The sequence below is a fragment of the Ruegeria sp. ANG10 genome, assembly GCF_040705255.1.
In the GTDB taxonomy this organism is placed as follows: Bacteria; Pseudomonadota; Alphaproteobacteria; order Rhodobacterales; family Rhodobacteraceae; genus Ruegeria.
In genome coordinates this window covers 827,840-845,289 of the sequence record NZ_JBFCVU010000001.1, presented here as the reverse complement: position 1 = coordinate 845,289, position 17,450 = coordinate 827,840, and the positions used below count along the sequence as shown (strand labels likewise).

General features: G+C 59.3%; 17 protein-coding genes. 3 read left to right on the top strand and 14 right to left on the bottom strand.

The genetic code is table 11. The annotated features are described in order from the left end of the window. Positions 1-7: 7 nt before the first annotated feature. The 11 genes from AB1A64_RS03835 to AB1A64_RS03785 all read right to left on the bottom strand — a co-directional run bounded on the left by AB1A64_RS03835 (position 8) and on the right by AB1A64_RS03785 (position 9,018). The gene (locus tag AB1A64_RS03835; RefSeq protein ID WP_366550252.1) at positions 8-1,108 is read right to left on the bottom strand and encodes an alpha-hydroxy acid oxidase; all 1,101 of its coding nucleotides are present in this window, start codon (positions 1,106-1,108) and stop codon (positions 8-10) included. Further along, positions 1,108-1,662 (bottom strand): sulfopyruvate decarboxylase subunit beta, encoded by a 555-nt coding sequence (gene comE, locus AB1A64_RS03830; protein ID WP_366550195.1) that lies wholly within the window; start codon positions 1,660-1,662, stop codon positions 1,108-1,110. The genes AB1A64_RS03835 and comE overlap by 1 nt, the downstream gene beginning before the upstream one ends. Next, positions 1,659-2,165, bottom strand: a complete 507-nt coding sequence (gene comD, locus AB1A64_RS03825) for a sulfopyruvate decarboxylase subunit alpha (RefSeq protein WP_170362110.1) — start codon at positions 2,163-2,165, stop codon at positions 1,659-1,661. Before comD ends, comE begins: the two co-directional genes overlap by 4 nt. Positions 2,166-2,213: 48 nt before the next feature. Continuing rightward, on the bottom strand, positions 2,214-2,624 hold the full coding sequence (locus AB1A64_RS03820; RefSeq protein WP_366550194.1) for a universal stress protein: 411 nt from the start codon (positions 2,622-2,624) through the stop codon (positions 2,214-2,216). Positions 2,625-2,647: 23 nt separating this feature from the next. Next, on the bottom strand, positions 2,648-3,628 hold the full coding sequence (locus AB1A64_RS03815; protein WP_366550193.1) for an alcohol dehydrogenase catalytic domain-containing protein: 981 nt from the start codon (positions 3,626-3,628) through the stop codon (positions 2,648-2,650). Further along, positions 3,625-4,386, bottom strand: a complete 762-nt coding sequence (locus tag AB1A64_RS03810) for an SDR family oxidoreductase (RefSeq protein WP_366550192.1) — start codon at positions 4,384-4,386, stop codon at positions 3,625-3,627. The genes AB1A64_RS03815 and AB1A64_RS03810 overlap by 4 nt, the downstream gene beginning before the upstream one ends. After that, positions 4,379-5,686, bottom strand: coding sequence for a histidinol dehydrogenase (gene hisD, locus AB1A64_RS03805; protein WP_366550191.1), 1,308 nt, complete (start codon positions 5,684-5,686; stop codon positions 4,379-4,381). The genes AB1A64_RS03810 and hisD overlap by 8 nt, the downstream gene beginning before the upstream one ends. 12 nt (positions 5,687-5,698) lie before the next feature. Continuing rightward, complete coding sequence (locus tag AB1A64_RS03800) at positions 5,699-7,027, bottom strand: TRAP transporter large permease (RefSeq protein ID WP_366550190.1); 1,329 nt, start codon at positions 7,025-7,027, stop codon at positions 5,699-5,701. 11 nt (positions 7,028-7,038) lie between these two features. Beyond that, entirely contained in the window at positions 7,039-7,551 is a 513-nt protein-coding gene (locus AB1A64_RS03795; RefSeq protein ID WP_170350908.1) for a TRAP transporter small permease, read from the bottom strand. Positions 7,552-7,662: 111 nt separating this feature from the next. Then, positions 7,663-8,808, bottom strand: coding sequence for a TRAP transporter substrate-binding protein (locus AB1A64_RS03790; protein WP_366550189.1), 1,146 nt, complete (start codon positions 8,806-8,808; stop codon positions 7,663-7,665). A gap of 24 nt (positions 8,809-8,832) precedes the next feature. Next, positions 8,833-9,018 (bottom strand): hypothetical protein, encoded by a 186-nt coding sequence (locus tag AB1A64_RS03785; RefSeq protein WP_170350906.1) that lies wholly within the window; start codon positions 9,016-9,018, stop codon positions 8,833-8,835. Positions 9,019-9,156: 138 nt separating this feature from the next. Here AB1A64_RS03785 and AB1A64_RS03780 point away from each other — a divergent pair, with 138 nt between their 5' ends. After that, a complete protein-coding gene (locus AB1A64_RS03780) occupies positions 9,157-10,182 on the top strand; it encodes a LacI family DNA-binding transcriptional regulator (RefSeq protein ID WP_366550188.1) in 1,026 nt (341 codons plus the stop codon). Here the strand turns inward: AB1A64_RS03780 and AB1A64_RS03775 are convergent. Next, positions 10,179-11,150, bottom strand: a complete 972-nt coding sequence (locus AB1A64_RS03775) for a LysR family transcriptional regulator (protein WP_366550187.1) — start codon at positions 11,148-11,150, stop codon at positions 10,179-10,181. The two genes, AB1A64_RS03780 and AB1A64_RS03775, sit on opposite strands and share 4 nt — an antisense overlap. Positions 11,151-11,240: 90 nt before the next feature. Further along, positions 11,241-13,676 carry an FAD-dependent oxidoreductase gene (locus AB1A64_RS03770; protein ID WP_366550186.1) on the bottom strand — a complete coding sequence of 812 codons (2,436 nt, stop codon included), beginning with the start codon at positions 13,674-13,676 and terminating at the stop codon, positions 11,241-11,243. A 182-nt stretch (positions 13,677-13,858) separates the two neighbouring features. Here AB1A64_RS03770 and AB1A64_RS03765 point away from each other — a divergent pair, with 182 nt between their 5' ends. Both AB1A64_RS03765 and AB1A64_RS03760 read left to right on the top strand, forming a co-directional pair. Beyond that, positions 13,859-15,379 carry a trimethylamine methyltransferase family protein gene (locus tag AB1A64_RS03765; RefSeq protein WP_366550185.1) on the top strand — a complete coding sequence of 507 codons (1,521 nt, stop codon included), beginning with the start codon at positions 13,859-13,861 and terminating at the stop codon, positions 15,377-15,379. Positions 15,380-15,451: 72 nt separating this feature from the next. After that, positions 15,452-16,423, top strand: a complete 972-nt coding sequence (locus AB1A64_RS03760) for an agmatinase (protein WP_366550184.1) — start codon at positions 15,452-15,454, stop codon at positions 16,421-16,423. On the opposite strand, the gene AB1A64_RS03755 is transcribed toward AB1A64_RS03760, so the two are convergent. Then, positions 16,420-17,400, bottom strand: coding sequence for an arginase family protein (locus AB1A64_RS03755; RefSeq protein WP_366550183.1), 981 nt, complete (start codon positions 17,398-17,400; stop codon positions 16,420-16,422). The genes AB1A64_RS03760 and AB1A64_RS03755 overlap by 4 nt on opposite strands. Positions 17,401-17,450 lie beyond the last annotated feature (50 nt).

Genomic DNA, 17,450 nt, shown 5'->3' with positions numbered 1-17,450 from the left:
CGAGCGGTCAATCCTTCAGATCACCAACGGATGTCACCCCGATCTGGGCCATCGTAATGCTGAACTCATCGCTTAACACGTCCCAAAGCTGCTGCAGGCCCGCCTCGCCTGCAGCGGCCATGGCAAATTGCAGGATGCGCCCAAAGAACACAAAATCCGCGCCGGCTGTCAGGGCCTTGATCGCATCCTCGCCCGATTGCAATCCGCTGTCATAGAACAGCGGATACTCGTCGCCCACGGCTGCCCGTATCTCTCTCAGTGCCTCAATTGCCGCTGGGGCACTGTCCAGTTGCCGCGCGCCGTGGCTTGAGACCTGAAGGGCGTCCGCGCCCGCTGCTTTCACGGCCTTCGCATCCTCGGGGTCCAGCACCCCTTTGACGACCAGCTTGCCCTCCCATTGATCGCGCAGACGGGCCAGCGTCTCCCACGTTGCCTTTGCGCGGCTTTCGGTGCGGTCGAACTCGTAACCCTCGGTCAAAAAGTTCGCCATCTGAGGTTTACCTGCCATCAGGGTCGAAAGGGACCACCGCGGATGCAGGGCAAAGTCCACGAACTGGCGCGGGCCGATCCGGAAAGGCATCTTGAACCCGTGGCGCAGCTCACGCGGGCGTCGCCCGACCTCAGGTACATCCACGGTCAGTACCAGCGTCTCGTAACCCGCAGCCCGAGCCCGGTCGACCAGCTTGAAGGTGCCCGAGCCGTCGCCGCTGAAATAGAGCTGGAACCAGGCGTTCCCCTCGGCTTCGACAATGATCTCCTCCATCGACGTCGACGCCACGGTAGAAACGCCCAGCGGCACCGAATACCGCGCGGCCAGACGGGCCAGCATCAGATCAGCACCGGGTGCGGACAGGTTACACATGCCCATCGGCGCGATGCCAAAGGGGCGCTGTGCAGGTTGATCGAAAACCTCGGTCGCCAAAGACCGTTTGCTAACATCCTTCAGGACACGGGGGCGCAGTGTCATGGCGTCCAGGGCGGCACGGTTACGGGCCGCACCAGTCCCAAGCCCCGCCGCGCCGTCAATGTAGTCGAATACCATCCACGGCAGACGCCGCCGCGCAATTCGGCGGGCGTCTTCGGCGCTGTGGATGGTATTGCTTGGGATCAAGCCTGAACGGCCTTCATAAAGCGGTCACGGATCACCACAGGATCCATGGTGATGACTGGCATCTTGGCATTTCCGCTTTCACATTTTGCAATGATGATGGTCATCTGTTTGGCATCCAGCGCCTCTTGCAGCACGCGACCGGTGTCTTCGGCCTGGCATTCGATCACGCGATCACACCCGGCCGCCTCGGCCATTTTCGCCAACGAGGTTTTCTGCCCCGCATAGGTCGGCTGATCCCCGGTTGAGCCATAAGAACCATTGTCGACAATTAGCAGGATATAGTTGTCGGCCACGTTGTTGGCGATCGTCGGTAGCGTGCCCAGGTTGGTCAGGATCGAACCATCCCCATCAATCACGATCACCGGTTTCGGTTGCGACAGCGCCAAGCCAAGACCAATGGAGGAAGCCAGCCCCATCGTGCCCAGCATATAGAAATTAGTCGGCTGATCATCGATGGCGTGCAGTTCCTGGCTGGGGATGCCGATGTTGCAGACAACCAGCTGATCACGCAGGATCGGAGCGATTTCTTTCAGAATCTCAGAACGGATCATTGGTCGCCGTAGCCTCCCCAGAAATTGGCATCGGTCAGGATTGCGACCGGCTTGTTGCACATGAAGGTGTATTTCAGGATTGCATCCAGTTCCTCGACATCCGCCTGATGGTGAAAGTGGTAGGTCGGGATGTTCATCTGCGCCAACAGGGCCTTGGTATGCACCGCCATTTCCACCTGACAGGCAACGGGTTCGCGCAATTCTCCACGGTATGAGATCAGCATGGGCAGCGGCATGCGATAATACTGGATCAGCGTTGCCAGCGTGTTGATGGTCACGCCAATCGCCGTGTTCTGCATGATGATGGCCGGGCGCTTACCGCCCATCCACGCGCCTGCGCACAGGCCCATCCCTTCGTCTTCCTTGTTTGACGGGATGTGGAAAATCTCGTCCCGCGCGTCGATCTCCTCGATCACGCCAGCAAGCTGCTTACACGGGACGGTGGTCACGAACGAAATATCATTCGCAACCAGATCGTCAGTGATCTTTTTGTCTATGTTCATTTCCGGTCTGTCAGTCCTGTTTGGGGCGCCTGAGGCGCGATTGATGGTTCAGATGCCACGATGCACATGCACCGCGCATCCGGCATGACGGACGACACGCGATGCGGTCGATCCCAGGAAATAGTCGCTGAGGCCCGGCTTGTGCGAACCGATGACGATGCAATCGAAATCGTTGTTATTGGCGTAATCAATGATGGTTCGGGCGGTGTGACCCTTGACGATCTCGGGCTGTATGCCCTCAAGATCCTCAGTCTTTTCTCTCAACACCCTGTTAGCGGCCCGAAAGCCTTCGGCGACCATATCTTTGTCCAGATAGGCACTGACCGAACCCTGCGGCATCTCATAGACATGCAGCGCAACGATCTCGCCGCCCTCGGCGGTCAGCGCGCGGGCGACCTCTAGCGTGTGTTGGGAAATATCGTGATCCAACGCCATTGGAACCAGAATTTTCTTATACATGAATCCCTCCGTTTCTTCCGGGCCTATGCCCACGGCATGAGGATGATTTTCGGAGCCGCAACAACCCCATTGCGCAAGTCACGAAACGCCTCGGCGCCTTCAGAGAGGGCCCGTTCTTGAACCCAATCCAACCCACCCAATCGGCCATCGAAAATGGCCTGCGCCGTTTGCCGGAAATCCTCGACCGTATATGTATAGGTGCCGATAAATGTGATTTCCTGCAAGGTCATGCGACGTATATCCAGCCCTCCGGTGTCTTCACCCAACCCGACATGCGCGATGACACCGCCCGGCTGAACCAGACCAGAGGCCATGGCACGTGTGGCGGCATAGCCAACTGCGTCGATCACCAAAGGGAAATCACCTGTCGCCTGTGTGACCACGTTGAATGCGCCGGTGCCCTGCAAAAAAGCGCGCCGAGCGTCGCTGGGCTCGACGATCACCACGTCCTCGACCCCCATCGCAGACAATGCCAGCGCGGCGGCCACACCGATGGTGCCGCCACCAATCACCAGCGCCTTGCGATCCATCGCAGGATGCAGCGCCTCAAGGCTCAACCGAACCGCGTGCCAACTGACTGCCAGAGGCTCGGCCAGCGCAGCCTTGGCAAAGCTCACATGCGCCGGAACTTCGACCAGATTGCTGGCGGGCATGGCGACATATTGGGCAAAGGCCCCTTCGCGCGGCGGCATTGAGATGATCTGTCGGTCCGCGCACAGGTTCTCGCGACCCGACGTGCAGGCGCTACATGTTCCGCAGGTCACCAGCGGGTTGATCGTCACGCGCGCACCGTCGCGTGCGCCGCCTACAATCGTGCCTGATGCCTCGTGCCCAAGGATCAGCGGTGCGGGACGGCGTGCATCATGACCCAGATAGGCGTGCATGTCCGAGCCGCAGATGCCGACGGCCTCAATCCGGATAAGATGTTCAGCGTCACGCGGCGCGGCATCCGGGACGTCCCGGAAGGCCACCTGTTCTACGCCTTCATAAACCAGAGCTTTCATTTCGCCGTGAACCCCCCGTCGACCATCAGCACCTGCCCGGTGACGTAATCCGAGGCTTTCGAGCACAAAAACAGGATCGGACCGTCGATATCATCGACCCGCCCATTGCGCCGGGTACAGGTCTGGGCCGCGTTACGAGCGGCACGTTCGGGATCATCGAACACAGCTTGCGTCAGTTCGGTTGGGAAGAACCCCGGCCCGATGGCATTGGCGGTGATCCCGTGCGGAGACCACGCCTCGGCCATGGCGCGGGTCAACTGCCCGATACCGGCCTTGGTGGCGCCATAGGCAATGCCCCCCGGAAAAGCACGCGTGGTTTGCAGCGACGCGAAATTCACAATCCGTCCCCAGCCGCGTTCCTTCATGGCAGGTACCATCGCCTGGCTTAGGAAAAACGGCGCGCTGAGGTTCAGCGCCAGCGTCGCATCCCACCCTTCTGCGGTGACATCATCCGCTGCTTCGCGCGTGTTTACCCCGGCCGCGTGAATAACGATGTCCGGCGACCCGAATTTCGATCCGATCTGTTCCACCAATGCATTTGTCGTCGACCGGTCGGCCACATCGGCAACCACGGTTTCGGCGCGCTCACCGATTTCGCGTTTCAAATCTGCCAGCGCCTCGGCCCGACGGGCCACGCCAACCACCTGGGCACCGGCGGCGGCCAGAACAACCGCCACCCTGCGACCAAGCCCCGAACTGGCCCCGGTCACGCAGGCCACACGCCCCGTCAGATCAAATAGAGATCGAGGGTCATCCATCTGAGGTCAGGTCAAACTGTTCATCGGGGAAATACTTGGCCAGACGAACATCTGCCGCCCGGGCGTGCCCCTCCATCCCTTCCAGACGAGAAATCCGGGCAGTTGCCACAGCAATAGGCTTTGAACCTTCACGCGTGGCCCTCTGCCAGGTGACGATTTTCATGTACTTGTGAACACTCAGCCCGCCGGTATAGCTGGCTGCGCCGGATGTCGGCAGCACATGGTTGGTTCCGGTCGCTTTATCGCCGTAAGAAACCGTCGTTTCCTCACCCAGAAACAACGAGCCATAGCAGGTCAGCCGATTCAGCCACCAATCCAGATCCTCGGCCTGAACGGTCAGATGCTCGGGCGCGTATTCGTCCGAACAGGCCGCCATTTCTTCACGATCCGAACAAACGATCACCTCGGCATAGTCACGCCACGCGGCCGAGGCGTTTTCGCGGTTCAATTCCGGCAGGTCATCAATAAGCGTCGGCACCAACTCCATCACTTTTTCGGCCAGGGCACGATCATCGGTGACCAACCAAACCGGCGAGTTGTAGCCGTGTTCAGCCTGAGAGACCAAATCAGTCGCGACCACATGCGCATCGGATGAACTGTCGGCAAGGATCAGGCTGTCAGTAGGCCCTGCGATCATGTCGATGCCGACCTTTCCGTACAAGATACGTTTGGCTTCGGCGACAAACTGATTGCCAGGACCAACAAGGATATTGGCGCGCGGCAATCCGAACAGGCCATAGGTCATCGCGGCCACACCCTGCACACCGCCCATGGCCAGAATGCTGTCGGCCCCGCAGATATGCGCCGCATAAACAATCGCCGGGGCAACCCCTGCGCCGGGACGCGGAGGGGAACAGGCCGTGATATGGCGGCACCCGGCAACCTTGGCCGTCGTAACCGTCATGATCGCGCTTGCGATATGACTATACCGGCCACCAGGCACATAGCACCCCGCCGCATCCACCGGGATCGCCTTTTGACCAGCGACGAAACCCGGTACGATCTCCATCTGAACATCGGACACGGTTGCCTTTTGCGTTTCCGCAAAGCGGCGCACGTTATCATGGGCAAATCGGATGTCAGCTTTCAGCTTTTCCGGCACCAGCGCTATGGCGGCGTCAATCTCGTCCTGCGTCATCAGGACATTCCCGTCGTATTTGTCGAACTTGGCCGCATATTCCATGGCCTTGGAATCACCACCCGCCTCGATATCGGCAAGGATGGTTTTGACCGTTTCATGCACTTCTGACGCATGAGATTCAGGGGTCAACGTCGCCTTTTTCAGATAGTCACGAGGCATAGTCAGCAAGTCCTATTGGTAGATTTCAGGTAGCAAAGTGGTCGACACCGCCGGGACATACGCGATCAGCAGTACCACGATCAGCATCGTTAATACGAAAGGCACGGCACGAGCGGCAATCTTCAGAATGGACTCGCCTGTAATGCCAGATACGACAAACAGGTTCAGGCCCAGTGGTGGAGTGATGAAACCCACACCCAACGCAGTGATCATCATGATACAGAACTGAATTTCGTTCATGCCGATATTGTCCGCCAACGGTTTCAGGATGGGGGCAAGGATCACGATATTCGGTGTCGTTTCCATGACGCAGCCAGCGGCGATCAGGATGCCGATCATCAGCAGGATCAGCAGATAGGGGTCATCGGTCAACGATGTGATCGAGGCCACGAAACCCTGCGGCACGCCCATGATAGCCAGCGCCTCGGCCAAAGGTGCTGAGAAAGCGATGATGGGCAGGATAACGCCGTTCACCTTGGCCGAGCTGACCAGCATCGAGGGGAAATCGGCCAGCGACAGCGTGCGCAGGATGAACCCCATGATGATGGTGACAACAACGGCGGTGGCGCCGGCCTCGGTCGGCGTCAGGCGGCCCGAGAAGATGCCGTAGAAAATGATGCCCGGCACGATAAAGGCGTACCAGCCGGATTTCAGCGCCTTGCCCAGATTGGCCAGCCACTCGCCCATGGTCATCATGCCGCCGCCCTCATAAGCATAGAGGCGGTTCATGATGATGTTGGTGACCAGGATCGACACCAGAATGGCCAGACCGGGGATCAACGCCGCCAGAAACAGGGTCGAGGCGGAAATGCCCAGAACCAGACCGATGATGATATAGGCGATGGATGGCGGGATCAGGATGCCGGTACAGGCCCCAGCGGCGACCAAGGCACAGGCATAGGGACGCGGATAACCGCTTTCGACCAGACGATTGATGGTCATGCGGCCCACTGCGGCAGCCCCCGCCGCGTCCGAGCCGGAAATGGCCGCGAACATGCCGCAGACCAAAACGGTGGCGGATCCGAACCCGCCCTTGGCGAAACAGGTCAGCGCTTCGGCCACGTCCAGAAACTTGCGTGACAGCCCGGTGCGCACCAGCACGTCACCAGTCAGGATAAACAGCGGCACAGCGGTTAAGGCAAAAGCGTCGATGCCGGTGAACAGGCTTTCGCCCACAAGGCTCAGCGGCAGGTCGCCCGACATGATCAGCATGACGATCGCCGCCGTGCCAATCGCGGCCCAAACCGGAACCGCAAGCGCGATCAGGCCAACGAACATGATTACGGGCAGATAGAAATCCCAGCCCAGCTCGACCGTTTGATTGAGAGAATTCCAGAGCATCCTGTTTCTCCTCAGTCAAACAGCTTGTCGCCTTCGAAAACGGGCGTGCCGTCACGAAGGGATTTCAAATCGCGCAGGAAGGATTGGATCAGTCGCCAGATCATCAGCGCGAATCCGGTGGGCACCGCCATCAGGAACCAAACCTTGGACACCCGCAGCCCGTCCGTCACAGAGCCGAACTTGGCCGAAACGTGGACCGCCTCGAACGACCAATAAAGCGCAATGATCGCCACGACGAACATCACCAGATCACCAAAGATATACAGCAGCGCTTTGGGGCGTTGCGGCAGGTAATGCATGATCACGTCGATGCGGATATGGGCGCGTTCCCGGACCGCAGCAGCCGCTCCGATCCACGCAAGATAAATGAAGGAATAACGGACGATTTCCTCACCCCATATCGAGGAGAACGCGAAAATCTCTCGCCGAAGAACCTCGATGGCCATCGTAATCACCAGCATCACGTAGAACACCAGCAGCAGCCAGCGCTCGGCGTTGCGGTCTATGTTTTGAAGAACGGTCATCGTATCCCTCGACAAAAGAGCAGTCAGGCGGTGGCCTTCTGTTACGGGCCGATTTCGGCCTGACTGCTAAGGATGATTGCGGGCACATTGGCTGCGCCCGTCGGCTTGGTATTACGCGTCGTGGACGTAGTATTTGCCCTGCGTTCCGGCCGCTTCGACCAGCTTTTCAAAGTTGTCCATTGATCCGGCCAACTCGGTCTTGAAGGGATCCCATTCCGACCGTTGGTAGCCGCCGACATCCTTCCACTCGGCCAACTGATCATCTGTCAGCGACTGGAATTGCACGCCCGCCTTGTTCAGTTCAGCCATGGCAAAGGCGCGGGCCGAGGGCACTTTGGACAGGTTCTGGTGGCTGGTCATTTCCGCGCCCCACATGATGCCTTCCTGCACATCTGCGGGCATCGAGTTGAACCATTCAAGGTTACAGGAATAGACCTGACTATCTGGCACCGCCTGTGTGAAGGTCACGTTGCTGAGGATGTCCTTAAACCCAAAGACATAAAGCGCGCCGACCGACGGATCGAGCGCATCGGCCACACCCTGTTTAATCGCCGAAGGAGTCTCTCCCCATGCCACCGGCGTCGGGTTCGCGCCGACCATACGGTAGTACTGCTGCAGCATCTTCGAGCCCGGAACGCGAAACTTTACGCCGCTCATATCGCCCGGCGTGACGATGGGATTGCCGCCCTGGCGCACCGCTACGACGCGCGGGTCGATCACCACATAGAACAGCGCCTTGAACCCGGCAGCTTCGACCTTGGGGTGGACTTCGTTCTTCCAGGTATCGGAATGCACCAGATTGGTGAAACGCTGGTTCGAGCCGCACAGATACGGCATGTTGATCAGGTCAACGGTGGACGCAAAAGGCGCGAAGTTCGACAGCGAATGCTGCGCGGCCTGAATGGTGCCGCCCTGCACTTTCTGCACCAGTGATCCGCCCGCACCCAACTGACCACCCGGTGCCAGCTTTACATAAACCTTGCCGTTAGTGGCATTCTGGATGTTTTCCTTCAGATCCAACTGCATGATCGGATAACTGCGCGACGCACCAAGCACATAGGCCGTGGCGATCGTCATCACATGATCCGCTGCGTTTTCGCGCTCTTTTTCCTCTTTGGCGGTCTGTGCTGCGGCCTCGGACGACCACAGGACGCCACCCGCGCCGGCGACCAGTGCAGCCGTGAATGCACCGCTGGCGCTAAGCTTCAAGAAATTGCGGCGCTCTGCCGAGGCCAGTTCTTTTTTGTCGTTGTTCATTAATTGCCCTCCCAAGCAAAAAAGTCAGCCGTCGCTTTCTGCGTCGCGGTCAGCTTCCCTTTTCAGAATTGCGACAACGAACAGGATCGACGCCGCGAACAGGACCAACATCTCTCCTACGTCCCCAAGAAACGCGCTGCCCGCAAATGCCCCCATGGCTACGTTCGCAAAATAGATGACGAACACGATGATGGATGCGGTCAGAAACATTTCTCAGGACTCCCTTTGGAATCGGCCCGATCTCTTTTGTAAGCGCTTACATGAAAAATGCAAGCGCTTACATAACGACTTTCCTTGAGGCCCGGTTAAGTTTAGACTTATTGGCAAAAGTGAATTGCGGGTTTGAAAATGTCGAAACTTGGATCGGCGCCAACATTGGATGATGTGGCCAAACTGGCCGGTGTTTCGACAGCGACCGTTTCCCGTTGCCTTAACAACCCCGATCAGGTGGTCAAGGCGACGCGCCAGCGTGTGCAATCCGCCGTGGACGCGTTGGGGTATATGCCAAACTTTGCCGCGCGCGTGATGGCCGCCAAGCGGTCATCGACAATTGGCGCGATTATCCCCACCATGGAAAACGCCATTTTCGCCCGTGGCCTGCAGGCATTTCAGGAAGAATTACACCAGCACGGTTATACATTGCTGGTCTCAAGCTCGGCCTACAAACCCGAGATCGAGGAAGAGCAGATTAAAACGCTGGTCGCACGTGGCGCGGATGGCTTGCTGTTGATCGGACATGATCGCAATCCGCAGATTTACGAAAACCTTGAGCGATGGAATATTCCGGCTCTGGTCGCCTGGTCCTACCTGCCCGATGGGCAGCTGCCCTGTATCGGCTTTGACAACCGTGCGGCAATGGCCGAACTGGCAAACCGTGTGATCGGCTTGGGCCACAGACGGATTGGTGTGATTTCAGGCATCAGCGCAGGCAATGATCGCGCACGCCTGCGGATCGAAGGTGTACAGGATGCGGTCAGACAGAATGATCTGGCCTTGTCAGACCTGACTATCATCGAAACCCCTTATGAGATTGAAAACGGGGCCGCAGCCTTCTCGGGCTTGATGGCGCAGGATATGCCGCCTACCGCGATCCTGTGCGGCAACGATGTTTTGGCCGTGGGCGCCCTGCATCGGGCGCAGGAAATGGGATTGAATGTGCCCGGGGATGTCTCAATCACCGGATTTGACGATATCGAGCTGGCCCGGATTGTCACGCCCCGCCTGACAACCGTACACGTCCCGCACCGGGAAATGGGCCGCAGGGCCGCATCAGAGCTGATCGGAATGCTTGAAAACCAGGCAGGTGGCAGCGGCAAGCGGCTGGACACACGTATCGTTGAGCGTCAATCCCTCGGGCCGCCCGCTGACAGCTAGGCGGCTTCGGCCTCCATGGTGCGGAAATCGTCCTTTAGCCAGGAATGACTCGCACTCATGGGGTCAGTGAAATGCTGCCGTATCAGCGTCGCCATCACCCTTTGGATCAGTTTCGAGGTTGTTTCGGGATACACCTCGGTCGTGAACAGCGACACGGTGCGCACAAAGTTCCGCCCCGGAAACGGGATCGCCCTGAGACTGTCGTGGAACCTCTGAGCGCGGTGGAAACAGGCGGCCGTCGTAATTGCCCAGCCGCTGCCCTCGGCAACCAGCCCGATGATCGAGTGATTGCATTCCAATTCGAACCGGTTGGGCAGGTTGTATTTGCTGCGGGTCAGCTGAATCTCGATCTGTTTGCCGATCATAAGGTCGCGGGAATACCGCAGCAAAGGCAACTCTGCATCAGGCGTCAGCAGGTCTTCGGGTGTACCCTGATATCCAATGGGCAGGATCACAATAAACGGATCGCGCATCAGCGGGTATTCGATCAGCCCCTCGGTCCGTTCCGAAGGCCGCGTGGCGACGCCAGCATCCAGCTTATGCTCTTGCAAATTGGCGATGATCTCGTGACTGGGGCGCGTGTAGTGGCGGAAACTGCATCGCGGCAGCGCCTGAGCCAGAAAGCGGAATAAGTCCGGCGCGATCTGATTGTCGAAATCGTCGATCAGGGCCAACCGCAGATCTGTCGCATGCTGCCAGTTGCCGGAACGGATTTCAGCCTCGCCCCGTTTCAAAACAGTCAGCCCATCGCGTACGTACCGTGCAAAGACCTCACCCGCAGGGGTTAGACCCATTGGGCGGCGTCCGTGATCGACCAGATCGACGCCCAGCGCGCCCTCAAGGCTGCGCAGGTGGTTCGAGACGGTGCTGATCGACAGCCCCGTCTCGGATGCGACCTGTTGGATCGATCCCGATTTGGCCACCAGTCGGAAGACTTCCAGCCAGCGAAGGCTCAGAGATTTCGACACCGCGCACACCCATTGTTTCGGTTTCTTCGAAACGAACCCAAGCAAAGTTTTGCGCTGGCGGCAATGGAGAAGTTGGCCGATGGATCGGAATTATCCCCGCATCCGCTCAAATCCCGGATCGTAGGGTGACGGCGGTATGACCGTGGCGCGCACGCGATGACCACAGGAATCCAGTTCCATCTCAGCCCCGATATCGGCCAAGTCAGGATCGACAAATCCGTGCGCCAGATTAAGCCCGGTGCGGTGCCCCCAATCGCCGGAGGTAATTGTGCCCACAACGCGCTCACCTTGCATCAACGATGCGCCTGGATGCGCAGGTTGCTGCTTTGCGTGGATCTGCAAGACAACCAGTTTTTTGCGTGCCCCCTCTGCCTGCCGTTTCAACAACGCGTCGCGCCCGATAAATTCGCCTTTGTCCAGTTTCACAAAGCGATCCAGCCCCGTCTCAAAAGGATCAAATTCGGTGATCAGATCGGCCTTCCAATGTAGAAAGCTCTTCTCCATGCGCATGCTTTCCACTGCGCGCGCGCCGAACAGTTTCAGCCCGTGCGCATCCCCGGCCTGACGCAACGCCAGATAAGCCGCATAAAGCGAGGCGTTGGGCACATGGATTTCATAAGCCAGCTCGCCCGAGAAACTGACGCCCATAACCGTTGCCGGGGCGATCCCGACAAAACATTCCCGCACGCTAAGCCAAGGAAACGCCGCGGCGGACCAATCGCCACGCGCGCAGGCGGACAGCACATCGCGCGCTTTTGGGCCAGCCAGCACCAGAATGGTCTGATCATTGGTCAGGCTGCGCAGGTGCACATCCTCATGGGCTTGTACGTGCTGGGTCAGCCAATCCATGTCGTGAAACTCGCTGGCGGCGGCCGAACCATACCACAGACGGGCAGGCCCCCGATCGCTGGCAGGCAAGTTGGCAACGGTCGCTTCAGCCTTGACCATGCCGTGATGGTTCAACAAATACCCCAACCCCACCCGACCCTCGCGCCGGGTAACGGTGCCGCAGAACATCCGATCCAGAAAGGCATGCCGATCCGCACCCGTAATTTCGATCCGGTTGAAACCGTTCACCTCGGCCAGCCCGACGCCGGTTTGCACATTGGCCACCTCAGCCGCGACCAGATCAAAGGTTTCGTCAAAATCGAAACTAAGCGTCGGAGAAAAGCTGGGGGACGGCTTGATGTATTCCACCCTTTCCCAGCCATTGACCACAGTGAATTCCGCCCCTTCTGCCGCCAGTACCGGTGTTAACGGCGTCGTCTTGGCCGGTCGTCCGGCAGGACGGTGTTCATGGGGGAAGTGAAACCGGAATTCGTTCTGATAATCTTCAATTGCTTTCAGTGCTGTCAGTTCCACATTCGCGTGGCCCGTGTACCGGCGTGGGTCCAGACACCAGGTGTCGTAACAGGCCTCGCCATGCACGATCTGCTGAGCCAGCAGCCAGCCGTGGCCACCGCCCTCGCCTAGCCCTGCGCGCAGCCCGATGATGCAGAACGCATTGCGTTTGCCCGGGATCGGTCCGACCAGAGGCGCACCGTCAATGGTATAGGTGATCGGCCCGTTGACGATGGTATGAACCCCGACCTCCATCAATGCAGGCATGCGGGCAAAAGCCCCTTCAAGCACATCTGTCACCCGGTCCAGATCATCCGGGCATAAGGCGTTGACAAATTTCGGGTCGATCCCGTCCATCCCCCAGGTCTTGCAATCCTGCTCATAGAAACCCAGCAGCAGCCCGTTCTTTTCCTGGCGGCAGTAGTAGTCACTGATCGGACAGCGCAGCAACGGCATACGGTGTCCCGCATCCCGGATGGCGGGGATTTCTTCGGTCAGGAAATACTGATGCTCCATCGACGCGACCGGATGGTGAACCCCCATCATCGCGCCAACCTCGTTCACCCTGTAGCCACAGGCGTTCACCACAATATCGCAGTCGATGTCGCCATGTTCGGTATGCACGGTCCAGGTGTCGTCGCTGTGTTGCGTCAAGGCCGTAACGGGGGTGTTGCGATAGACCTCGGCCCCTGCTTTGCGCGCCCGGCGCGCCAGCGCCTGACACAACTGGGCCGGGTCGATATCGCCGTCCATCGGGTCCCACAGCCCGCCGATCAGGTTCTCGGTCGAGATCAGCGGGTGGCGACGGGCGCATTCCTCGGCGTCGATCACTTCGAATTCCACATCCATCCCGCGCGCCATTGATGCGAAATGGCGATAGCCTTGCATCTGCGCCTGCGTGTTGGCCAGACGGATACCACCGTCGCCATGATGATAGTTGATCGGATAATCCGGGTCCTCGGCCAGTTCCTTATACAACCGGATCGAATGAGATTTCAGACCAACCATTGTCTGGTTCATGCCGAAATTCGTAACTTGTGCCGCCGAATGCCATGTCGTGCCCGAAGTCAGTTCGTTCCGCTCGACCAGAACCACGTCCGTCCACCCCTCTTGCGTCAGGTGGTACAGCGTTGAACATCCGGCGATCCCGCCGCCGATGACAACGACCTTGGTGCGCGACTTCATGGCTCTGCTCCCTCTTGTCCCCGACAAGTCTTGCGGAAAAAAGGGCTGAGCCGACAACAGGGGCATCGACTGTATTGAAAAATCGAAACTGCGATTGAGGATTTTGAAATTCGCAATTCCCCTTTGCCGCAGACCGGATTTGCCAATTAGGGTTTCCGAAAGACGCACGGGAAAGGAAAGGGATGTCCTCGGAAGGTGCCAAACGAAGCGGTCGGCGGGCCCGGCACGCGCAGCGCGCGGCCAAGCCCGTGATCGATCCCTGCCCGCCCGGTCAAAAGGGCGGCGCGTTCAAGCCATTGACGCAGCCCGAGATCACACAAATCTACGACACCGCCCTACGCCTGCTGGAAACATTGGGCATGGGCGAGGTGCCGGATCGGCTGGCCACAGATCTGCAGGCGGCTGGCGCGCAGCCGGGTGAACAAGGTCGGTTGGTGTTCCCACGTGAAATGGTAGAGCGCGTAATTCAGGACGCCGCCAAGACATTCACCTTTCATGGTCGGGATGAAACCCGGTCCATCGAGGTTGGCGGCGACCGCGTGTTCTTTGGCACCGGGGGGGCCGCCGTACAGACACTGGACATGGATACCGGCCTGTACCGGCCGTCGACACTGGCCGACCTCAGCGATTTCGCGCGGTTGCAGGACACATTAGCCAATGTCAGTTGGTTCACCCGCTGCTGTGTGGCAACCGACCTGCCGGATGTTCGTGATCTGGATGTCAACACGGTCTATGCACTGGTGCGCAACACGACCAAACCAGTGGCAACCTCCTTCACACTTGCCGAACATGTCGCCCCGATTGTCGAGATGCTGGATATCGTGGCCGGTGGGCCGGGTGAATTCGCAAAGCGCCCCTTTCTGAAGGCCCATATCAGCCCAGTAATATCTCCGCTGCGTTATGGCGAAGATGCTGTGGACGTGGTCTATGAATGTATCGCTCATAACATCCCCATGTCCTGCATCACCGCAGCACAAGCGGGCGCAACGGCCCCAGCAACACTCGCGGGGTTTCTGGCGCAATCCCTGGCCGAGACACTGGCCAGCCTGGTCATGGTCAACGCGATCCAGCCCGGTTTTCCGATGGTGTTTTCCAACTGGCCATTCATCGTTGACCTGCGCACCGGCTCGTTTGCCGGGGGCAGCGGTGAAACCGCCATCCTGAACGCCGCCTCGGCGCAGATCACAAACTGGCTGGGCTTGCCCTCGGGTGTGGCGGCGTCGATGGCCGACGCAAAGGCCATCGATGCGCAATACGGCGCGGAAAAGGGGATGACATCGCTGGCTGCCGCACTGGCCGGGGGCAACCTGATCTATGAAAGCTCGGGCATGACCGCCTCGCTGCTGGGTGTCAGTTTCGAGGCTTTTGTGTTGGATAACGAAATGCATTCGCACACCTACCGGGCGCTGCGTGGGATCGAAGTGACCGAGGAAAATCTGGGCTTCGACGCGATCTGCCATTCGGTTCTGGGCGACGGCCATTTTCTGGGCAGTTCGCATACTTACGCGGCGATGGAGCGGGATTACTTCTACCCGGATCTGGCCGATAGGAACGAGCCGCGCACGTGGCAGGAAGAAGGCGCGACTGATGCCTGGTCGGCTGCACGCGAAAAGGCCAAGGAGGTGCTGACCACGCATCATCCGAAGTATCTGACCGACGCGCAGGACGCCGAAATCCGCAAACGCTTTCGCATTCTGATCTGAACGCGTCAGCCCATTTCCAACCGACAATTCTGCCGCTAGGCTCGCCCGCAACCTAAAGAGAATGGGGACCTCATGACCAATACGTTTTTTCAGCCGGTCTCGGCGATGGAGCTTGCCCGGTTTGCCGGCATTCCCACCTTCATGCGGCTGCCCAGTATGACACTGGATCACGAACGCATTGCCGAGGTTGAACTGGGCCTGGTCGGCATTCCTTGGGACGGCGGTACCACCAACCGCCCCGGCGCGCGGCATGGGCCACGCCAGTTGCGGGATTTCTCGACTATGATTCGCGCGATGAACCCGGTCACCGGGGTCGCGCCATTCTCGCTGGTCAATTGCGCCGATCTGGGCGACGTCGCGCCAAACCCGGTGGATATCGGGGACACGCTGGAACGGGTGACTGCGTTCTACTCGGATTTGCAGGTACGCGGCATTACCCCGCTGACCGCCGGAGGGGATCACCTGACCACCCTGCCCGTCCTGCGCGCGCTGGCCAAACCCGGCCCGCTTGGCCTGATACAATTCGACAGCCATACCGACCTGTTCGACACTTATTTCGGTGGTCACAAGTTCACCCATGGCACCCCCTTCCGCCGTGCGGTCGAAGAAGGGCTGGTCGACCCGAAGCGCTTTGTTCAGGTCGGCATTCGCGGCACCGCCTATAACACCGAAGATATTGAATGGGGCGAGGCGCAGGGCATCCGCTTCATCCGCATCGAGGAGCTGTTTGATCGCGGTATCGACGATGTCATGACCGAAGTGCGCAGCATTGTTGGAACGGCGCCGACCTATTGCACTTATGACATCGACTTCGTCGACCCGACATATGCGCCCGGCACCGGCACGCCGGAAATCGGCGGGCCGAACAGTTTTCAGGCGCAACAGGTCATTCGCAAGATGGCTGGCGTAAATCTGGTCGGTGCCGACCTGGTCGAGGTCGCGCCGCCCTTCGATCCCGAGGGCGGCACAGCCTGGCTTGGTATTTCGCTGATGTTTGAACTGCTCTGCGTTCTGGCGCAGGCGGTGGATGCGCGGCGGTCTTAGGCCGCGCTCACGTTCTCAGCAATCATCGAGATCATCTCGAACATCACCGCTGCTGCTGTCAGGGCGGTGATGTTGTTGGGGCTGTCCTTGGTGGGCATCATGCAGACGACGTCGCCGCCCACGATATTCAACCCGCGCGCGGCGTGCAGTATGCCGACGGCTTCGTCAATATCGAACCCCTTCTCGCCGGGCTCCAGATTGGACACCGCAGGCGCAACCGTCGGATCAAGGCAATCCAGATCGAAGGTGATATAAACCGGGCGATCGCCCAGAACTTCTTTGGTCTGTGCCACCACATCCGCAAGCCCGCGCTGGCGGAATTCGCGCATGGTGACGATGTTATAGCCATAATCGTATGAGGGCTGCAGCCAGTCCAGGCTGCGCGGATGGCCACGAAGGCCGATCTGCATGGAACGCGTCGGGTCGACCTGCCCCTGATCGGCCAGATACGCCCCCCAATGCGCCGCCGATTTCTTGGCGCCCAAAAAGTGATCGACCTTGGTGAACACATCCGTGTGGGCGTCCAGATGCAGAAAGCTGATCGGTTCACCGCCCGCCAGCTTGCCCCGGCCCAGCGCCTGCACGATGCCACCCGTTATGGAGTGATCGCCACCGACCGAAACCGGCCGCGCGCCCGCCGCATCGATATCTTTGTAGAACTGCGTGATGCGCTCGATGCAGTCCTCATTGTCATTGGCTTTGGGGAACGGCACGTCGCCAACATCGGCAATCCGCGCAGTGTTCCAGGGGTCGATCCCGAACAGTGAATGCACCCGGCGCTGCACGGCCGAAACATGGCGCAGAGCGCGCGGGCCTAGATGCTGATCCCGTTCGGTCGTGCCATTGCCAGTCGAATGGGGCACGCCGGCCAGTGCGATATCCTGCCCTTCAGGCCCAACATTCGGGCAGCGGAAAAGGGTGGGCACCCCCCACCAGTAAAGGTTTTCCATCATGGATTGTTCATAACGGTCGGTCATAGTTTTCCCCGGTAAAAGAAAAACGCCCCCGGCGGAAACCGGGGGCGGGT